Below are 19,144 nucleotides of genomic sequence, written 5' to 3' on the forward strand. Positions count from 1 at the left end.
AAGTAGAGACCATATATAAGCCTCTACTTTATTATTACATAAAATCATGAATCCCATCTACATATGCAGCATGCACGTAACCGACTTTCCCGTTGTAAAGCACTTGGTACCAGTTTAAATAGCTATTCGTAATGTGAACTTCTGCATTGTTTTTATATTTCCCAATGATTTTGGCGCTCGTACTTTTACTCGCTCGTACATTTAAGTTTACGCCCTTCGCCGTATTTGCATAGCCAATCCCCAACACAATCGGTTTATTTTTCACATATGACTTATACACATACCGTTTTTTACCTTGATAAAGTACTTGATACCATTCTTTATTGTAGCTTTTCACGACTTTTACCGGATCATTCAACTTATACTTTCCGACGACCTTACTTTTCGTACTAGCGCTCGCTCGAATATTTAACGTTTGGTCTTTCTCTACGACCGCATACTTCGTTGTCGTGGCAGCTTGCGCAGTTGTCGCCGTCAACGCAGAAGATGCGACAATTGCGGCTACCGCCATTTTAGAAATAGATTTCATCATATATGCCTCCTTACTTTGCTTCTTTATCTGTACCCGCTTTCCAAATAGGATAAAAATAGCATATTTACTATTTATTTTTTACAAATGATTTTCCCTTTCATCTCACAAAATATCGGCAATAAGGTCATTCGTCTCCTACTGATCTATTGCTGATTGAATCGTATGTAAAAAAGCGATGTCTCGCTATTTTTGTGTCATATTCGTGAACAAGAGAAACATTTTACACAAATCTAGCTGAATTGTGGAGTAGATTTCACAACGTTTCATGCTATTTCTTGTACAATAGAAGATGGACTAATAGTGAAAAGAGAAGGAGACGTTTTATATGATGAAACGATTAATTCCTGTTGCAACAGCAGCATTTTTGACAACAGCACTGAGCACACCCGCTTTTGCACATTCTGAATTACAAAGTGCAACTCCCGGCGATGGTGAAACATTAACAGAAACAACAGACAAAGTCACATTAACATTCGGCGGTCAAGTTGAAAAAGGCAGTACGATTGAAGTAACAGACGCTGCCGGTAAAACGGTCGAACAAGAAGATTTATCAGTAGAAGGAAATCAATTAACAGTAACGTTTGATGAGCCTTTAGAAAATAGCACGTATAAAGTAGACTGGGATATTATTAGCGGGGATGGTCATACACTCGCTGGCGAATATTCATTTACCGTAGATGCACCAGTTGACGAAACAGCGGACGATGATGCAGAAGAAGCGGAAACGACAGCTGATGAAAAAGAAGATACAAATACGGAAGAAACAGCAAAAACAGACAAAGCAGACGATAATACAACAAAAGAACAAGAAGATACAACAGCAGATGATGTCACAGGCCCCTCTACAAGTATGCTTGCTGCAGTATTTGGTGGTTTAATTGTCGTCATTGGTGGCGGTTTATTCTTCTTATTACGTAAAAAATAATGTTAGCTGCTTCACAAGTTGTTTTATATATTTGCTTCTCCCTTTTAATGGGTTACTTCGTCTTGAATAGCGTGCCGCAGTCTGCTCGCCCGACTATTCAAGTACCAAAAAAACTGATTGTGGCTTTAGCCATCATCATACCGATTACATCACTCGTACCGGTCATTGATGTCATTTGGCATTTAGTGTCACGTCTCGGACTAATAGATGCGATGGTACTTGTCTTTAGCTCTACGACAGTCGGCCTTACTTGGCTATTAACACTCGTTTTTTCAATAATGTTAATCGTATTAGTAAGCCGCGGGACGTATCCGCGCTTTGGCATGTTACTGATGGTCATTTTTATCGCATTAAATGCTTGGGCAAGTCATGCCGCTTCGATGAACTTTACAACTGGTATGATTAGCGACTTGCTACACGTTTTGCCAATGAGCATTTGGGTTGGTACATTAATGATCATTGCATTATTCGCAAAAGATCATGCTAATTGGGAGAAATTCCTGAATTGGTTCTCTATCGTCGCTGCCGTTTGTTTATTAATGATTACTATTAGTGGTTTGTTACTTATGGGTGTCCTCGTACCGAGTTACGTAACGTCTTGGGTAACAAATTACGGTCAAGGTTTATTTACAAAACATTTATTCCTCGTACCAATTGTTTTACTCGCATTCGTAAACGGTATCGTCGGTCGATTGATTGTAAAACGTAATGACCGTTACAATCCGCTTCCTTTCGTACGTGCAGAAGCAGGATTTTTAATGTTCATTTTAATCATTACAGCAATATTTACACAAACGTTACCACCGATTCATAATTTAACAGATGATATGATTTCACCGATTTTCAGTTGGCTACACGGTAGCGCAATGATTACAGGTGATACGAGAATGGATTTCGCCTTCTCTGGCATCGCCGTTGCTTTCTTAGCAGCTGCTGCCATTAGCATGTGCGTTTTTGCGATGTCTCTACTCATTCGTCAAATCCCAACGTATGTCACATTTTTAATTGGCTTACTATTCGTCGTAAGCACTTATTTATTTGTGATGAAAAGTATCGTTTTAATGTAAAAAAAGCATTCTGTTTTCGCAGAATGCTTTTTTGATTGTCTAAATCAAAAAATTCGCATATTGAACTTTATTCCTATATAATGAATAAAACATTATACATACAAAAGGAGTCTTAGTATGAGCATTTATAATTATTTAGTCAAAAAACCGAATGGTGATATTTTATCAATGGAAACATATCGTGGAAAAGTGATGTTAATTGTCAATACAGCTGGTCATTGTCAATTTACTTACCAATATGAAGATATGCAAAAAATGTACAATAAATATGCGAGTAAAGGATTTACCGTACTATCATTCCCTTGTAATCAATTTGGTGAACAAAACCCTGAAGACGGTGCTACGACTGCTACGCAATGTAAGTTACAATATGGTGTTAGCTATCCTGTATTTGAAAAAGTAGAAGTGAATGGTGACCGCACACACCCACTATTTAACTATTTAAAACATGAAGTAGATTGCCCACCAATTGAACGTAAGACGATGCAACAAAAAATGATGTATGATCATATTCAAGAAAACTATCCAGATTATTTAATCGGTCGCAACATTCGTTGGAACTTCACGAAATTTTTAGTCGACCAACATGGCAACGTGCTACAACGTTTCGAACCAGAAACGTCTTTATTAGACGTAGAAGCGGCTATCGAAAAACTTTTATAATATCCTATATTTTGAAGGAACCTTTCCGTGTTACAGGCGATGAAATTCCTTTATTTTTTATTTCTATTATAATACTAAAGTACTTTAATAATATTGAAATCTTTAAATGAATCACTCATTTTTGGTCATTTTTATGAGTGTAAAAAATAGTAAAAAATACTATAATATATAGGTAATAGTGACTTTAAATGTCATGTCATTTAAAGATTAGTTATATGGGGGGTAATATTTTGAGCATAGGCAAGAAATTAAATGTCGCCTTTTTCTCAATTGTTATCGTAATGGGTTTATCCATTATTATTGGTCTTATCAACCAAATTTCAGTTGAAAAAAAAGTCGATGAAGCGTTCAATAATCGAATGAAGCAAGTAAAATTAATCGATCAGATCGTCATCAATATTTATAAGCAAGGGTTGTACACACGTGCCATCATTTTAGATAACGATCAGAAATATAAAGATATTTTAGATCCAACGGTTAAAGAAGTTGATGAACAAATTAAGGAATTACAATCGTACATTACAGCACCAGAAATGAAAGAAAAATGGACAGAAATGAATGAATATAACAACAACTTCAATACGTATTTTGAACAATACCAAACAGCGATTAACGCGAATAAAATGGAGGAAGCTAAAAAAATCGCAGTTGAAGACATTTCTCATGTTAATAACGACCTCGTAAATGTTGCGAATGACATGAGTGAATATCAAGATAAGCAACTCGATAACATTCAAAAAGATGCGACATCATTAATTAATTCAACAGAATTAATTACGATTATCGGATTAGTCATTAGCGTACTGTTATCAATTTTCTTCATTCGATATATTCGTCTAAACATTATCCAACCATTAGGCCACGTTAATGAAGTCGTGAAAATTGTTGCAAATGGGGATTTAACGCAAGATGATATTGAGCAAAAATCGAAAGATGAAATTGGTCAATTAGCAGAGAGCGTTAATATGATGAAAAACAACTTAAATACACTCGTGCGTAGCTTACAAGAGAACGCAGAATATTTATCAACATCTGCTGAAGAACTTACGGCGAGCACCGAAGAAGTGACGGCAACGAATGAAGAAATTTCTCGTCAAATCACGAAAACATCTGAAGCAGCAGCAGAATCTTCAGCTGCATCGAATGAAAGTTCATATGCAATGGAAGAAACTGCACAAGGCGTTCAGCGTATTGCATCTTCTGCACAACTATTAAATGAATCTGCTTCTGAAACGAGCAACAATTCTTTACAAGGTGTTGAAACAGTATTAAAAGCATCTTCTCAAATGGAAACGATTCATTCATCAACAGATTTAGTTAATAATTTAGTCGTGAAGTTATCAGAACAAACGGCTGAAATTGCGAAAATTACAAATGTCATTACCGACATTACCGATCAAACGAATTTATTAGCTTTAAACGCTTCTATTGAAGCAGCTCGCGCTGGTGAACACGGTAAAGGGTTTGCCGTCGTAGCAGATGAAGTCAGCAAGTTAGCGGAGCAATCAAAACAATCTGCCAATGCGATTAAACAATTAACCGCAGATATCCAAGCGGATACAGATAACGTTGCGCGCGCTGTCGATCATTCATTAGCATCTGTCCAAGACGGTGTAAACATTATCGGCGAAGCACGTCAATCATTCGAAACGATTTCAAACTCGATTTCAGAAATGACATCACAAATTGAAGACGTTTCTGCCACGTCTGAACAATTGTCTGCCGGTGCACAACAAGTATCTGCATCGATTCAAGATATTTCAAATGGTGCTGCACAATCAGCACAAAATATCGATGTCATCGTTCATGCGATTGAAGGCCAAATGACAACGATGCAACAAGTGACAAGTGTCGCAACAGACTTAAGTCAAAGCGCACAAAGTTTATATGATCAAATTAAAATGTTTAAAGTATAATGTATTGAAAAAAGACTCACAAAAATGCGAGTCTTTTTTTATGCCCTTTTTAAGAGCCCATGCGCTGATTTTGTTTGCGATATTGGCTCGGTGAGATGTGCATCACTTTTTTAAAGACACGGCTAAAGTAAAAATTGTCTTGATAGCCGACTGCTTCTGATATTTGCGCAACTGTTAAATCAGTGACGGCGAGTAACTCTTTTGCGCGGGAAACGCGGTAATGCATTAAATATTGTACCGGTGTCATACCCGTAATTTTTTCAAATAAGTACGCGATGCGCCGTCGATCAATTTGAAACATATCTGCGACTTCGCTAATAAAAATATCTTCTTCATAATGCGTATGAAAATAATCAATGATTTTCGTCACTTGTTGCAAGGTGAAATTATATTCACTGTTGCGTGCACCGTTTAAAATTTCTTGTAATAAATTCATAAATAGCGCTTTTAATTCAAATTGAGAAAAATGATCTGGATTCATATTTTTATGTAATAACGTATCGACGATTTTTAAAATCGGCTGCATTTGATCAATTTCTATCGAAAAATGCTTTTCTGTAAAATGTGCAAACTTTTCAGCGGGCTGTATCACTTCGTAATGCAGTACAGCATATGTCCAATCTTGGTCATACGTTTTAATTTTAATCGTCATATCTTTTCCAGCATGAACGATTGTATGTGGGTTCATATGATATGGTACACCGTTTAATGAAAAACGCGCACTCCCTTTCAATGGAATAATGAGTCCACATACTTCAAAGGCAGTTTTCCGGTTCGCATCTAATTTCCCTGCAGGTAATGTAGATTGAAAGGCATTGCGAAACTCAATCGTGGACGTCGCAAAATATTCAATGAGTTCATTCGTTTGAATGGACATATTATCCCTCCTTCTCAAAGATCGCGCTCATTAAGAACGATTTTTGATCAATTCACGATATGTATGTCCTTTATTTTACATGAGTTAGACGATTAGTCAATGATAATGATTATCATTCTCTTCGAATCGTACGGAACAATCGACTCATCGTCGTCGGTACGACCGATGCATGATTTTCTTCTGGGGCTATGTAAAGCGACTTCTCCGTTGTCTCTAAACGTTCATAAAACATCGTAATTTCCTCTACCATAAAATGTTCTTGTTCTCCGACAGCAATTGCTAAATGAGCGTTCGGCAACGATAGCTCATCAAGTGCTTTCAGTAATTCTAAATCGTTCCACCACACTGATGGACTGACTGCGATATAGTGCGTGAAACTTGTCGGATAGTGTAAATAACACCATATTGCAAAATATCCACCTAGTGAATGCCCGTACAACGTCTGCGCGGTATCATTTACTGAAAAATCACGCGCAATCGTCGGTTTGATGATTTCTTCTAAAAATGTGAAAAATAATACAGCGCCGCCATATTCCTTCGTATCCATATGCTTTCCTTTCGTACGCGCTGGAAAGACATATTGTGCAGCTGGTGCTGTGAAATCGTAAAAACGACGCGTACGTATATCACTTTCATCGTGACAAATGCCAACAACAATACTTGGCTTTACACCTGTTTTTATATAGTTTCGACTTTGCAACGCAACCGTATTTTTCGCGAATTCGTAATACCATCGTCCATCTAATACGTAAATGACGGGAAAGCCTTCAGGTGGAGCCGGCACGTCTGGTACGTAAACATTTAATGTGTACGTATATTGTAAAGCCGCTGAATGACACGTTAATAAATATTCCACTATAAGAAACCTCCTATTTGTTTCCTATACATTACTATGTATGAACATTCATTTCCACTTCGAAAATGATACGTTTTTTATACATTTTATAAAGATGTCCATTTTCATCTACGAATTTTGTCCATATATTTTGGACATATTTATCGTAAAAGTCCTTATTTTCACGATAAATATGTTTTTTGGAAATATTTTTACAGATTTACGTCCATATTTCTTCTCAAAAATATCTATTCATTTCTTATACATCGTTTGATAGCATTAAAGGCGTAGTTGAGAACGAATTTCATTTAACAACGGAGGGTTTATATCATGAAAAAATATTGGAAAATGGGTGCAGCCGCACTATTCGCACTATCTTTAGCAGCTTGTGGAACATCAGAGGAATCATCAAAAACAGATGACACAAAAACAGAAGCATCTTCTAGTGCCTCTGAAGAAGCAAAAGAACTAACAATTAATTACTTAGGAACTGACTATACATTTGATGCACCTGTTAAAAACATCGTGACAGCTAGTATGGAATCAATGGAAGACGCTGTAGCACTTGGTATTAAACCAGTAGGCGTACTTGAAGTTGGCGGCGAAATTCCTGAATACTTACAAGAAGGTTTAGAAGGCGCTGAATTAATCGGTAACAAAATGGCACCAAACAATGAAAAAATCTTATCATTAGATCCTGATGCGATTATCGGTACAGATAAATGGGCTGAAGATGTTATGTCGAAAATGAATAAAATGGCGACAACACTTCCATACTCTCACTTCTCTGATAAATGGAAAGACAACTTAAATGCGTTAGCAACATTAAGTGGTACAGAAGATAAAGCAAAAGAAATTATCGATCAATACGAAAGTGATGTCGCAGATTTAAAATCAGAAATTCAAGCATCTGACGTAAAAGATAAATCAGTTTTAATGATTCGTATTCGTGGTGGTCAAATGTTCGTTTATCCAGAGAGCGTTTACTTCAACCCAATTTTATATACAGAGCTTGGCTTAAAAGCGCCTGACGTTGTCACAAAAGCAGAAGCCCAAGCACAAATTTCATTAGAAACATTATCAGACGTTGATCCTGACTACATTTTCTTAGAATTTGACGAATCAGAAAACGCAGAAGCAAAAACAGCGTTAGATGATGTGCAAAAAGATGCTGTATTTAAAGCATTAACAGCTGCAAAAGCGGACCATGTCTTCGTAAATGAAATCGCGCCGCTTGCTGAAGGTGGTACAGCTTGGTCTAAAACACGCTTCTTAGATGTTGTTGAAAATACATTATTAAAATAACGAATGAATCGTACCGATGGGGATGCCTAACTGCAGGTATCCCTATTGCTACTTCTAAAAGATAGGTGTCTACTTATGAAAACATCCACTCATTTTACAAAATGGATTTTATGGCTGTCGCCCATCCTGATCGTGGCTGTCGGCATTATTTCAGTCATTGTCGGCACGAAAGATATTAGTTTACATACAATTTGGCAATCGATTGTCGCCTTTGATGCGGCAAATCCAGATCATCAAATTATTCGTGCGAACCGCATTCCTCGCGCGATTGCGGTCATTTGTGTCGGGGCATTTTTAGCGGTTGCTGGTGCTATTATGCAAGGCATTACACGTAACTATTTAGCATCTCCTTCATTAATGGGTGTCAATGATGGTTCGGCCTTTGCCGTAACGATTGCAATCGTCTTTTTCCCTGGACTCGGAAATGTTGAAATGGTCATCATTTCGGTTATTGGTTCAGCGCTCGGAGCTGCGCTCGTCTTTGGTTTTGGCGCCGCTATTAAAGGTGGCCTATCCCCGGTGCGACTCGCTATTATCGGTACGGTGATTGGTACCTTTTTAAGCAGTATTGCAACGGCGATTGCGATGTACTTCCAAGTGTCGCAAACAATTGCTGCATGGTACAACACGAAAATTCATACCGTGAATATGGATTTACTACTCGTCTCCATACCGTTTGGACTTATCGGGCTGCTTATTGCATTAGTGAGCAGTCGAGCGATTACAATTTCATCACTCGGCGAAGACGTTGCGACGGGACTTGGGCAAAAAACGAAAGCGGTACGCTATTTATCAATGTTTGCGGTCGTGTTACTAACAGGAACAGCCGTTGCACTCGTCGGAAAAATTGCTTTCGTCGGCTTAGTCATTCCGCATATCGTACGTTTTATTGTCGGTAGTGATTATCGTCACATTATTCCGTGTACGATTTTCATCGGAGCGCTGTTCTTAAGTGTATGTGACTTAATTAGTCGTTACTTAAACTTTCCGTTTGAAACGCCAATCGGTGTCGTCACAGCATTTATCGGCATTCCGTTCTTCCTTTATTTAATTCGTACAAGAGGAGGTGCGCGTCATGCCTAAAGGTTTTATTTGGAAAGTGTGCGCATTACTCATCGTCATTTTTCTTGCATTTTACTTACATGTCACAAACGGCATGTTTGATATGACGATATTAGATGTCGTCAAAACGTTGTTCGGTCTTAGTGAGGACGACAAGTTTCAACTCGTCATTTTCGAATTCCGCCTACCACGTGTCGTCATCGCTATTTTAGTCGGTATTGGACTCGCATTTGCAGGGGCTATTTTACAAGGGGTCACAAAAAATGACCTTGCTGACCCGGGTATTCTTGGGATCAATGCCGGTGCAGGTGCCGCTGTCGCGTTTTTTATGTTCGTTTTTCAATTTAATGCGTCGCGTGCAGATGGTTCGGAATGGCTCAATATTTTATTGATGCCACTATTCGGCTTTGTCGGTGGTTTAATTGCTGCCGTCATCATTTTCAGTTTTGCTTATCGCTATGGGCGCTTAGACGTCGAAAGGCTGCTTCTAACAGGGATTGCAATCAATAGTGGCTTTGGTGCCCTATCATTGTATTTAACGCTTAAAATGAGCGAGAAGGATTATGAAGTGGCTGCTCTTTGGCAAGCAGGAACAATTTACAACGCCAACTGGACGTTTATCGCTTCGATGTTGCCTTGGGTTGTCATTCTCGGCATTTATATTTGGCGGAAAAGTCATTTACTCGATTATTTCCAATTAGAAGAAAGTACGATTATTAGTTTAGGCATTCCGCTTGAACGTGAAAAAATTAAATTGATGCTTGCGAGTGTCGGCATCGTCAGCGCCTGTGTTTCTGTTTCAGGCAGTATTGGCTTCATCGGCTTAATGGCTCCGCACATCGCTCGACAACTCGTCGGCATTCATCACCGATTCGTCATTCCGGTGAGTGGACTCGTCGGTGCGGCACTTTTACTCGTCGCAGACTTTATTGCGAAAACGGCCTTTGCGCCATCAGAGTTAGCGGTCGGCATCGTCGTATCCATTATCGGTATTCCATATTTCTTATTTTTACTCGTCAAAGGAGGGCGTTAACATGCCAACTGCATTTCGCATAGACAACGTAACAGCTAGGTACGAGCAGCACACCATTTTTGAACAACTATCTGCCCAAATAGAAGCAGGTCGTATTACGACAATTATCGGCCCAAATGGCTGTGGCAAATCAACCCTGTTGAAAACGATTGGACGTATTTTGAAAAAAACGCACGGCGATATTTATTTGCAATCGCAAAACATGCAAACGATGTCGACAAAAGATATTGCAAAACGTTTAGCGATTTTAGCGCAGTCCCCTTCCGCGCCACAACAATTAAAAGTAGGTGAACTCATTTCTTACGGACGGTATCCACATCGAAAAAATGTGAACCGCGTAACGAAAGAAGATCAGGAAATAATTGAATGGGCGATGAACGTCACACACGTAACTGAATTTCAACATCGTACGCTTGCCCAATTATCAGGCGGACAACGCCAACGTGTATGGCTTGCGATGGCGCTTGCGCAAAAAACCGACATTTTACTATTAGATGAACCGACAACTTATTTAGATATGGCACATCAAATGGAAGTATTAAAAATCGTCGAAACGATTAACCGAGAACATCAATGTACAGTCGTCATGGTCTTACACGATATTAATCAAGCTGCTCGTTTTTCTGATACGATTATCGCGATGAAAGATGGCCACATTATCGCAAATGGTACGCCCCAACAAATTATGACAGCTGAAACGCTGCATGAAATTTTCAACATTCATGCGAAAATTATTGAAGATGATGGAAAACCAGTTTGCTTATCTTATGACGTTGGCTAATATAATAATGAAAAAATAAACAAATGGGAATTTCGACATCGCGCGGAAATCCCATTTATTTATTTTTATGACATTTATTGTAGGTTTATAAAAAATATTTGGGGGTACAGTAACTTTTTATTGCATGTAGGCTGCAACCTTTGTTATCTTAATAACGTTCTACTTTTTGTCTCAACATGAAATGGAAGTATATTAACTTAACGCGAAAAGCTATATAAAGAAGGTGCAATAATGGAAGACCTCTTAAATAGAAAAAAAGATGGGAAAATGAATTTCTTCATCGTCTATTTAATTGCTGTGTGTATGTTATGGATTAAAACATACATCGTTCAAGTTACTCAATTTGATCTTGAAGTGAAAGGTTCGCTTCAACAGTTCTTATTATTTATCAATCCACTTGGCTCAATGATGATTCTTTTGAGCATTGCCTTTTTATTTAGAAAAGGTAAACGTAAGCTGACAGCACTTCTTGTTATTTATACATTGCTATCAATCTTGCTTTATTCAAACGCTGTATATTATCGCTTCTTTAGCGACTTTATTACAATTCCAACGTTATTCCAAACGCAAAACTTTGGTGATTTAGGCGGCAGTGTCTTATCACTATTAAAACCTTATGATTTCTTATTCTTCGTAGATGTATTGTTCTTATTTTACTTACGTTTCTTCAAGAAATCTTGGGTTGAAAACAATCCAAAAGTCGGCACAAAACGCGGCTCTATCATCTTAATCGTTGCTGTAGTGCTTTCTTTCATTAACTTAGCATTAGCAGAAAAAGATCGTCCACAACTACTTAGCCGTGGTTTTGACCGCACATATATCGTGAAATACTTAGGTATGTACAACTATACGTTCTATGATGCCTACGAAACAACACAAGCATCATCACAACGTGCATTAGCAGATAGTGATGATTTAACAGATGTATTAAACTACACACGCTCTAACTACGCAAAACCGAATAAAGACTACTTCGGCGCTGCAAAAGGCATGAACGTCGTATACTTACACTTAGAATCGTTCCAAACATTCTTATTAGACTATAAAGTAGATGGTAAAGAAGTAACGCCTTTTTTAAACGACTTAACGAAAGACAGTAACACATTGTACTTCGATAACTTCTTCCACCAAACAGGTCAAGGTAAAACGTCTGATGCCGAGTTTATGTTAGAAAACTCATTATTCGGCTTACCACAAGGTTCTGCTTACATTACGAAAGCACAAAACACATATCAAGCTGTACCGAGCATCTTAAAAGATTATGGTTATACATCAGCTGTTATGCACGGTAACAACGGTAGCTTCTGGAACCGTAACACGATTTACAAACAATTCGGTTACGATAAGTTCTACGATGCGACGTTCTATGATACGAGCAACGATAAAGAAATGGCTGAGTACGGTTTACTCGACAAACCATTCTTTAAACAATCTCGTCCGTTATTAAAAGATTTACCTGAACCATTCTATACGAAGTTAATTACAGTCGGTAACCACTTCCCATATAAAATGGATCAAGACTTAGTATCAATTAACAAAACAAAAACTGGCGACGCAAGTGTCGATAACTACTTCCAAACTGCTCGCTATTTAGATGAATCAATCAAGCAAATGTTTAAACAACTGAAGAAAGACGGTTTATATGACAACACAATGATCGTCCTTTACGGTGACCACTACGGTATTTCAGACAACCATAACAAAGCGATGTCTAAAATTATCGGTGAACAAGTTGGCGCTTACGAAAACGCAAACTTACAACGTGTGCCATTATTCATCCACGTACCAGGTATGGAAGGTGGCGTCAAACATACGTATGGCGGACAAATTGATATGGTACCAACAATTCTTCACTTATTAGGTGTCGATACACAAAAATTCGTACAAATGGGTACAGACTTATTATCAAAAGATCATAAAGAAGTCGTTGCATTCCGTAACGGTGACTTCATGAGTCCAAAAGTTGCTTCAATCAATGGCAAATTCTACGATAATAAAACAGGTGAAGTATTACCATCAAGCGAAGAAGGTCAAAAACTTGAAGAAGAAGTAACAACAAAATTAAAAGTATCAGATGAAATCGTCAACGGTGACTTATTACGTTTCTATACACCAAAAGATTATACGAAAGTTGATCCGACAACATACGATTACACAAATCCTGATGCTGTACAAACAAAAAGCAAATAATGCGATTTAAAACAGCCGAAACCATTTTGTTTCGGCTGTTTTTTTATACCATTTTAAATTTCCTTCTTCACTTCAACAATCGCCTAAATAGCGTCTAATTTATGTCATTTCAGTTATTTGAATATCATTCATATAATGTTTATTATAAAACGAAATTAAGTACTATTTAAGCAACAGTGCACAACAATTGAACGAAGAAATTCGTACATTTAAAGTGTAACGACACATTTTTATACACGACAAAAGAGGCTGGAACATAAGTATAAAAACACCACCTCGAATGAACATAAAGCATACTCGTCGCTTCGGTATGATTATTTAAACGACGCTCACAGATGATGAAAAATATCGTGCAATGACACACTTCTTCCAATTTAATCAACCTCCGATGAATGATACGTACAATCGCGCTTGTCAGTACGATTCATTTTACGTGCATTTAGATTGTGGATGGGAGCTTATAAAAACGGTGTGCGCGTGCATACGTCAAAAGGCATCACTGACTTTGATTACTTAATTATTAGTACGGGCCTTATTTCAAATCCGGCACTCCACCCAGAATTAGCGCCATTCCACGGTCGTTTATTGACGTGGCAAAACGCTTATACCGCGCCAACGACGTTACAAAATGACTTATTAGACGCACACTCGTACTTAACGCTACAATTTGAATTCCAAGGCATACGAAGATGATGTCCACGGTCTATATGCATTCAACTACTGTGCGCTCATTAGTTGTGGGGTATCTGCTTCTGCGCTCTCAGACCTTTGTTTTGCAGTACCGAAACTCGTCCAAAGCATTGCAAATTCACTATTTGTAGCGCAAAAGAATCAATTATTGAAGATTATTTAAATTACGATGTAGAGGAATTTGTCGGTAAATTACCGAAACGAGCATTACTTAAATCTGTATAACAAAAAAGTGTAGCCTAAAACGATACGGGCTACACTTTTTTATGTCGTTGAAAATACGATGTCTTCAAATGCTTTTGCCGCAAACGTTTGCTCACGCTGCGTTTTCGTTACCATCGCAATTTCCCATTGGAACGGTTTTTCTTCGCGAAGTGGCAAAATATGAATCGATTGATGATGGACCATGTTCGCAATCGACTTCGGCAATAGTGCGACACCCATTTGTAATGCAATCAATTCAACCATCAAGTCCCATTGAGACGTTTCGAAACTCACATTCGGCGAAAAGCCATGTTTTTGACAATGATGAAGTACCGCATCATGCAACGTAAAACCTTCTGAAAATAAAATAAAATCCTCATGTCTCAAGTCTTTCATAGACAATGCACGTCGCTTTGCAAGCGGGTGTTCTGCTGAAATAAAAATGACAAACTCACTCGATATGTACGGCCTGACTGTTAGTTGTTCATCTGCTAATGGCATGACACAAAATCCAATATCCGCTTCTTCTGCTTTGATGATTTTCGGAATATTTTTCGCCCCTACTTCAATCAAATGCATTTTAATCGCCGGATATTGCGCACGAAAAAGTTTTGATAACTTTGGTAACACGACGGTGCCAACGAGTGGTGGGATAGCGAGCGTGATTTCACCGCGCCTCACATCTTTTAACTGATCTAACAACCTATCCGTCTCATGCATACATGCCAGCATTTTCTTCGCCTGCGCATAGACAACTTTCCCCGCATCTGTCGCTGTTACTTGTCGTGTTGAACGATTTAACAGTTTTACTTCATATTCTTTTTCAAGTTGTTTCACGAGTTGGCTCAAATACGGCTGTGTGACAAAATGTTTTTCTGCTGCTTTCGTAAAATTTCCTTCATCTACGACACCGATAAATAGTTTTAATGCTTGTACGTTCAACGGTTTCACTCCTTTTATAAGTAATTACTAATGATATTCATATTTTTTATCTATTTTACTTATAATGCTGTTAAATGTAAAATTTTACTACAAAAGGAGGCGTTATTTGTGAGTTTAACAATTTATAGTTCATTTCAAGAAGCAACAGCAGATATTCCAAACGGTGCAACATTAATCGTCGGAGGCTTTGGGTTGTCAGGCATTCCTGAAAAAAGTATTGAGGCACTTCGCAATCACGGTACAAGCGATTTAACCGTTGTCAGCAACAACTGTGGTGTCGATGACTTTGGTTTAGGTATTTTATTAGCGAACAAACAAATTAAAAAGATGATTGCATCTTACGTTGGGGAAAATAAAATTTTCGAACAACAGTTTTTATCAGGTGAACTAGAAGTCGAACTTGTGCCTCAAGGAACGTTAGCAGAGCGCATTCGTGCAGGTGGCGCCGGCATTCCAGGATTTTATACAGCGACAGGCGTCGGCACACCGATTGCAGAAGGAAAAGAAACGAAACAATTTGATGGAAAAACATACTTATTAGAAGAAGGCATCGTCGGGGATTTCGCACTTGTAAAAGCATGGAAAGCAGATAAACTCGGTAATTTAATGTTCCGAAAAACTGCGCGTAACTTCAATCCGATTGCAGCGACTGCTGGCAAAATTACAATTGTAGAAGTGGAAGAAATTGTCGAAGTCGGCGAAATCGATCCAGATGATATTCATTTACCAGGGATTTACGTACAACGATTACTCGTGAGTGACCAATATGAAAAACGCATTGAAAAACGTACTGTGCGTGAGGAGGTATAACGATGAAACATGAAGTATTAGTAAACCGCGCTGTTAAAGAAGTAAAAGATGGCATGTTCGTGAATTTAGGCATCGGGATTCCAACGCTTGTAGCAGATGCATTACCAAACGACGTGAATGTATTGTTACAATCTGAAAATGGCATGCTCGGTATCGGACCTTATCCGACAGAAGCACACGTCGATGCAGATTTAATTAATGCCGGAAAAGAAACGGTCACAGCTGTCAAAGGCGCATCTTTTTTCGATAGCGCTGAATCGTTCGCAATGATTCGTGGCGGGCATATTGATTTAGCCATTTTAGGTGGTATGGAAGTATCTGAAAACGGTGACCTTGCTAACTGGATGATTCCAGGGAAAATGGTAAAAGGCATGGGCGGTGCGATGGACCTCGTCAACGGCGCAAAACGTGTTGTCGTCGTGATGGATCATGTCAGCAAACATGGCGAATCAAAAGTTAAAAAAGCTTGTACGTTACCATTAACGGGCCAAGGCGTCGTACACCGTCTCATTACGAACTTAGCCGTATTTGACTTCACAGAAAACGGAATGGAATTGATTGAACTGCAACCAGGCGTTACAGAAGAAATGGTGGCATCACATACAGAAGCATCTTATACCGTTAATTTAGCGCACGCTTAATACTTATCTCCATAAAAAAACCACTTTCACCGAAATGAAAGTGGTCTTTTTGCATTCAATTATTCGTATTCTTTTTCAATTGTTTCCGTACTACGCACTGTATTAATTGGACGAACGAGTGACTCAATTTGTTCACGTTGTTGTTCTAAAAATGGTGGTAATGATAATTTTTCACCTAATGTTTCATACGGTTCGTCACCTTGGAAACCAGGGCCTTCAGTTGCAAATTCAAATAACACACCTTGCGCTACACGTACGTAGAGTGATTCAAAGAAGAAGCGGTCGATATAGCCTGATGTGCGGAAACCAATTGTTTCTAGACGTTGTTGCCATTGTAATAGTTCTTCTTTATCGCGTACGCAGAACGCTGCATGGTGAACGGTACCGTAACCTTGGTAGCCCGGTGTTGACGTATTATGCTCAACGATTACACGTGCACCGTTACCGCCTTTTCCTACTTCAAATAAGTAAAGAGTACCTTCTTGTGCGATTTGTTTATAGCCCATCGCTTCTACAAGTACTTGACTAAAGTATTCAATGTCTGAAATACGAATGACAACTGGACCTAATCCTGTAATGGCGAATTCATTCGGCACTGGCCCTTTTTCCCACGGTTTACCTGATGGACGACCTGTATTCGTTTCATCTGATACGAGTTGATATTGTTGTTCATCAAAATCTTCAAATGCTAACACCTTAACATCAAATTGTCGTTCAATACCTGTATGTTTTACACCTAAGCGATCGAAACGTTTCACCCAATAATCTAACGCCGCATCGCTCGGCACACGGAATGACGTACGATAAATTTCATTCGTACCGTGTTTCCCTTTTTGAATACCAGGGAAATCGAAGAATGTCATATCTGTCCCAGCATTTCCTTCATCATCTGCGAAAAATAGGTGATACGTTTGAATATCATCTTGATTGACTGTTTTTTTCACTAAACGCATTCCTAATGTATATGTGAAAAATTCGTAGTTTTTTTCTGCGCTACTCGTAATAGCTGTCACGTGGTGCATACCGATTAAATTTTTGATCATGTTGTTTCCTCCTTATAAATCTTGATTTGATTTATCTTGATTTAAAGATATATTAACATGCACTTATTTTATTGTCAACACTTTATAAAATATCCTTGTTCCCGCGTCATATTTACTTGTGAAGCAATTGTACTTTTTGTATAAAAATGGTAATTTATTCATGGAGGTGTTTGTTGTGCTTACGTTTTTATTGATGACTTTGTTCGTCGTAATGAGTCCGGGTATTGATACGGCACTCATTACGAAACGAACGATTCGTAACGGTAGTAAAGATGGCTTTCAAGTTGCACTAGGTATTACAGTCGGCTCTGGTATTCATACGCTCGCCGCAACGCTCGGTTTGTCTGCTTTGCTTATGCAATCTGCGCTCGCTTTCGGCATATTAAAATGGATCGGTGCACTCTATTTAATTTATCTCGGTGTAAAATCATTACTCGCGAAGCCGGCAGCACCTGCTACAACAACATCTTTATCAACGAAGCATGCATTTTTGGAAGGCTTCCTATCAAATGTCTTAAACCCAAAAGTCATCGTTTTCTTTTTAACGTTTTTGCCACAATTCATTACGAGTACGGCGCACGCGACGCGAGATTTCTTAGCAATGGGCGCCACATATGCCGTCTTATCGTTATGCTGGTTTTTCTTTTACGTCATTTGTCTTCATTATATTCGCGAATGGCTACTATCTCCACGTGTCCAACTATGGATGGAACGGTTAACCGGCGTCGTCTTAATTGGCTTTGGCATTAAATTATTATTTACGAAATCTACAGTTTAAAGGGGCACCCTATATGAAATATATTCAATTAGAAAAACAAAACGTCTTTATCATGACAGATATTCACGGTTGTTATGAAGAACTGGAACATATGCTTCGCATCGTCCCACGACAAACGAAAATGTTATTTTTAGGCGATTTCGTCGATCGTGGCGCAGATTCATTAAAAACCATTCGCATCGTCAAAAAGCTCGTAGAAAGCGGACGCGCTTATGCTATTCGAGGGAATCATGAAGATATGCTTTTACGCTCGCTAGATGGCGCGATGGAACCCGAACATTATTTGCGTAACGGCGGATTAAAAACATTTGCTGATTTTATTCAGCCTGTGCACGAAGATTTTGAAGCGCTATCGTTCGAACAATACGTACCCATTATCGAACAATACTATCAAGCAGAAATCGACTTTATTCGTGCGTTGCCATTATACATATCAATGGCCTCTTATTTATTTGTTCATGCAGGCATCGATCCGGAAACGAGGCACTTATCTGCATTGCGTACAAAAGACGTACTATGGATTCGCGAACCATTTCATGAACAACCACATCAACTGCCTTACAAAATATTTTTTGGCCATACTCCTGTCCAACGTATTCAAGGCGGTACCCTTCAATCAATTTGGTATGACGATACGAAAACAAAATTCGGCTTAGATGGCGGATGCGTCTTCGGCGGCTGGTTGAATGGTGTATTGTTAGATGTCGAACAGCCATCATTACATATTTATGAAATTAAAAAAGATGCGGTTACTGTGACGAACGAGTGTCATGCCCATTTACCTATTTAAAATCTATTTTTTTGTAACAATTTATTAATAATTATACGATTTTTTAAAAAACTCTATTTT

19 protein-coding genes are annotated in these 19,144 nt (G+C 38.5%); 14 read left to right on the top strand and 5 right to left on the bottom strand.

Annotated features, from left to right (window positions below):
• Positions 1-34 precede the first annotated feature (34 nt).
• Positions 35-532, bottom strand: a complete 498-nt coding sequence (locus KMHG_RS11895) for an SH3 domain-containing protein (protein WP_238984691.1) — start codon at positions 530-532, stop codon at positions 35-37.
• Between the two features lie 325 nt (positions 533-857).
• Between KMHG_RS11895 and KMHG_RS11900 the strand changes: the two genes are divergently transcribed.
• The 4 genes from KMHG_RS11900 (at position 858) to KMHG_RS11915 (ending at position 5,103) form a co-directional block, all read left to right on the top strand.
• Positions 858-1,457: a copper resistance CopC family protein gene (locus KMHG_RS11900; protein ID WP_010289801.1), complete on the top strand. Its 600-nt coding sequence runs from the start codon at positions 858-860 to the stop codon at positions 1,455-1,457.
• A gap of 71 nt (positions 1,458-1,528) precedes the next feature.
• The gene (locus KMHG_RS11905) at positions 1,529-2,524 is read left to right on the top strand and encodes a CopD family protein (RefSeq protein ID WP_238984693.1); all 996 of its coding nucleotides are present in this window, start codon (positions 1,529-1,531) and stop codon (positions 2,522-2,524) included.
• Positions 2,525-2,641: 117 nt separating this feature from the next.
• Positions 2,642-3,187 carry a glutathione peroxidase gene (locus KMHG_RS11910; protein WP_010289804.1) on the top strand — a complete coding sequence of 182 codons (546 nt, stop codon included), beginning with the start codon at positions 2,642-2,644 and terminating at the stop codon, positions 3,185-3,187.
• A 230-nt stretch (positions 3,188-3,417) separates the two neighbouring features.
• Positions 3,418-5,103 carry a methyl-accepting chemotaxis protein gene (locus KMHG_RS11915; protein WP_010289805.1) on the top strand — a complete coding sequence of 562 codons (1,686 nt, stop codon included), beginning with the start codon at positions 3,418-3,420 and terminating at the stop codon, positions 5,101-5,103.
• Positions 5,104-5,152: 49 nt separating this feature from the next.
• Here KMHG_RS11915 and KMHG_RS11920 read toward each other — a convergent pair whose 3' ends face one another.
• Both KMHG_RS11920 and KMHG_RS11925 read right to left on the bottom strand, forming a co-directional pair.
• The gene (locus tag KMHG_RS11920) at positions 5,153-5,980 is read right to left on the bottom strand and encodes an AraC family transcriptional regulator (RefSeq protein WP_010289807.1); all 828 of its coding nucleotides are present in this window, start codon (positions 5,978-5,980) and stop codon (positions 5,153-5,155) included.
• Between the two features lie 112 nt (positions 5,981-6,092).
• On the bottom strand, positions 6,093-6,836 hold the full coding sequence (locus tag KMHG_RS11925; RefSeq protein ID WP_010289808.1) for an alpha/beta hydrolase: 744 nt from the start codon (positions 6,834-6,836) through the stop codon (positions 6,093-6,095).
• Between the two features lie 309 nt (positions 6,837-7,145).
• Between KMHG_RS11925 and KMHG_RS11930 the strand changes: the two genes are divergently transcribed.
• The 6 genes from KMHG_RS11930 (at position 7,146) to KMHG_RS18490 (ending at position 13,879) form a co-directional block, all read left to right on the top strand.
• A complete protein-coding gene (locus KMHG_RS11930; protein ID WP_010289809.1) occupies positions 7,146-8,120 on the top strand; it encodes an ABC transporter substrate-binding protein in 975 nt (324 codons plus the stop codon).
• Between the two features lie 75 nt (positions 8,121-8,195).
• On the top strand, positions 8,196-9,203 hold the full coding sequence (locus KMHG_RS11935) for a FecCD family ABC transporter permease (protein WP_010289810.1): 1,008 nt from the start codon (positions 8,196-8,198) through the stop codon (positions 9,201-9,203).
• Positions 9,196-10,215, top strand: a complete 1,020-nt coding sequence (locus tag KMHG_RS11940; RefSeq protein ID WP_010289812.1) for a FecCD family ABC transporter permease — start codon at positions 9,196-9,198, stop codon at positions 10,213-10,215. Before KMHG_RS11935 ends, KMHG_RS11940 begins: the two co-directional genes overlap by 8 nt.
• A 1-nt stretch (position 10,216) precedes the next feature.
• Entirely contained in the window at positions 10,217-10,996 is a 780-nt protein-coding gene (locus KMHG_RS11945; RefSeq protein WP_010289814.1) for an ABC transporter ATP-binding protein, read from the top strand.
• 231 nt (positions 10,997-11,227) lie between these two features.
• On the top strand, positions 11,228-13,186 hold the full coding sequence (ltaS, locus tag KMHG_RS11950) for a lipoteichoic acid synthase (protein ID WP_010289816.1): 1,959 nt from the start codon (positions 11,228-11,230) through the stop codon (positions 13,184-13,186).
• Between the two features lie 411 nt (positions 13,187-13,597).
• On the top strand, positions 13,598-13,879 hold the full coding sequence (locus KMHG_RS18490) for a hypothetical protein (protein ID WP_147608202.1): 282 nt from the start codon (positions 13,598-13,600) through the stop codon (positions 13,877-13,879).
• A 261-nt stretch (positions 13,880-14,140) separates the two neighbouring features.
• On the opposite strand, the gene KMHG_RS11960 is transcribed toward KMHG_RS18490, so the two are convergent.
• Complete coding sequence (locus KMHG_RS11960) at positions 14,141-15,022, bottom strand: LysR family transcriptional regulator (protein WP_010289826.1); 882 nt, start codon at positions 15,020-15,022, stop codon at positions 14,141-14,143.
• A 108-nt stretch (positions 15,023-15,130) separates the two neighbouring features.
• Between KMHG_RS11960 and KMHG_RS11965 the strand changes: the two genes are divergently transcribed.
• Together KMHG_RS11965 and KMHG_RS11970 are read left to right on the top strand one after the other, a co-directional pair.
• A complete protein-coding gene (locus KMHG_RS11965) occupies positions 15,131-15,832 on the top strand; it encodes a CoA transferase subunit A (protein ID WP_010289828.1) in 702 nt (233 codons plus the stop codon).
• A 2-nt stretch (positions 15,833-15,834) separates the two neighbouring features.
• Positions 15,835-16,473: a 3-oxoacid CoA-transferase subunit B gene (locus KMHG_RS11970; protein ID WP_010289829.1), complete on the top strand. Its 639-nt coding sequence runs from the start codon at positions 15,835-15,837 to the stop codon at positions 16,471-16,473.
• A gap of 59 nt (positions 16,474-16,532) precedes the next feature.
• Here the strand turns inward: KMHG_RS11970 and KMHG_RS11975 are convergent, their stop codons facing one another.
• Positions 16,533-17,513, bottom strand: a complete 981-nt coding sequence (locus tag KMHG_RS11975) for a ring-cleaving dioxygenase (RefSeq protein WP_026022096.1) — start codon at positions 17,511-17,513, stop codon at positions 16,533-16,535.
• Between the two features lie 178 nt (positions 17,514-17,691).
• Between KMHG_RS11975 and KMHG_RS11980 the strand changes: the two genes are divergently transcribed.
• Together KMHG_RS11980 and KMHG_RS11985 are read left to right on the top strand one after the other, a co-directional pair.
• Positions 17,692-18,294 carry a LysE family translocator gene (locus KMHG_RS11980; protein ID WP_010289833.1) on the top strand — a complete coding sequence of 201 codons (603 nt, stop codon included), beginning with the start codon at positions 17,692-17,694 and terminating at the stop codon, positions 18,292-18,294.
• A 13-nt stretch (positions 18,295-18,307) separates the two neighbouring features.
• Positions 18,308-19,084 (top strand): metallophosphoesterase family protein, encoded by a 777-nt coding sequence (locus tag KMHG_RS11985; RefSeq protein WP_010289836.1) that lies wholly within the window; start codon positions 18,308-18,310, stop codon positions 19,082-19,084.
• The last annotated feature ends 60 nt before the right edge of the window (positions 19,085-19,144 follow it).

Origin of the sequence: Kurthia massiliensis, assembly GCF_000285555.1 — a bacterium.
GTDB lineage: Bacteria > Bacillota > Bacilli > Bacillales_A > Planococcaceae > Kurthia > Kurthia massiliensis.

Excerpts from the sequence above, each read along its gene's own strand:
- KMHG_RS11895 (WP_238984691.1), bottom strand. The coding sequence starts at position 532 with ATGATGAAATCTATTTCTAAAATGGCGGTAGCCGCAATTGTCGCATCT.
- ltaS (WP_010289816.1), top strand. The coding sequence starts at position 11,228 with ATGGAAGACCTCTTAAATAGAAAAAAAGATGGGAAAATGAATTTCTTC.
- KMHG_RS11930 (WP_010289809.1), top strand. The coding sequence starts at position 7,146 with ATGAAAAAATATTGGAAAATGGGTGCAGCCGCACTATTCGCACTATCT.
- KMHG_RS11945 (WP_010289814.1), top strand. The coding sequence starts at position 10,217 with ATGCCAACTGCATTTCGCATAGACAACGTAACAGCTAGGTACGAGCAG.
- KMHG_RS11970 (WP_010289829.1), top strand. The coding sequence starts at position 15,835 with ATGAAACATGAAGTATTAGTAAACCGCGCTGTTAAAGAAGTAAAAGAT.
- KMHG_RS11985 (WP_010289836.1), top strand. The coding sequence starts at position 18,308 with ATGAAATATATTCAATTAGAAAAACAAAACGTCTTTATCATGACAGAT.
- KMHG_RS11920 (WP_010289807.1), bottom strand. The coding sequence starts at position 5,980 with ATGTCCATTCAAACGAATGAACTCATTGAATATTTTGCGACGTCCACG.
- KMHG_RS11900 (WP_010289801.1), top strand. The coding sequence starts at position 858 with ATGATGAAACGATTAATTCCTGTTGCAACAGCAGCATTTTTGACAACA.
- KMHG_RS11940 (WP_010289812.1), top strand. The coding sequence starts at position 9,196 with ATGCCTAAAGGTTTTATTTGGAAAGTGTGCGCATTACTCATCGTCATT.
- KMHG_RS11935 (WP_010289810.1), top strand. The coding sequence starts at position 8,196 with ATGAAAACATCCACTCATTTTACAAAATGGATTTTATGGCTGTCGCCC.
- KMHG_RS11910 (WP_010289804.1), top strand. The coding sequence starts at position 2,642 with ATGAGCATTTATAATTATTTAGTCAAAAAACCGAATGGTGATATTTTA.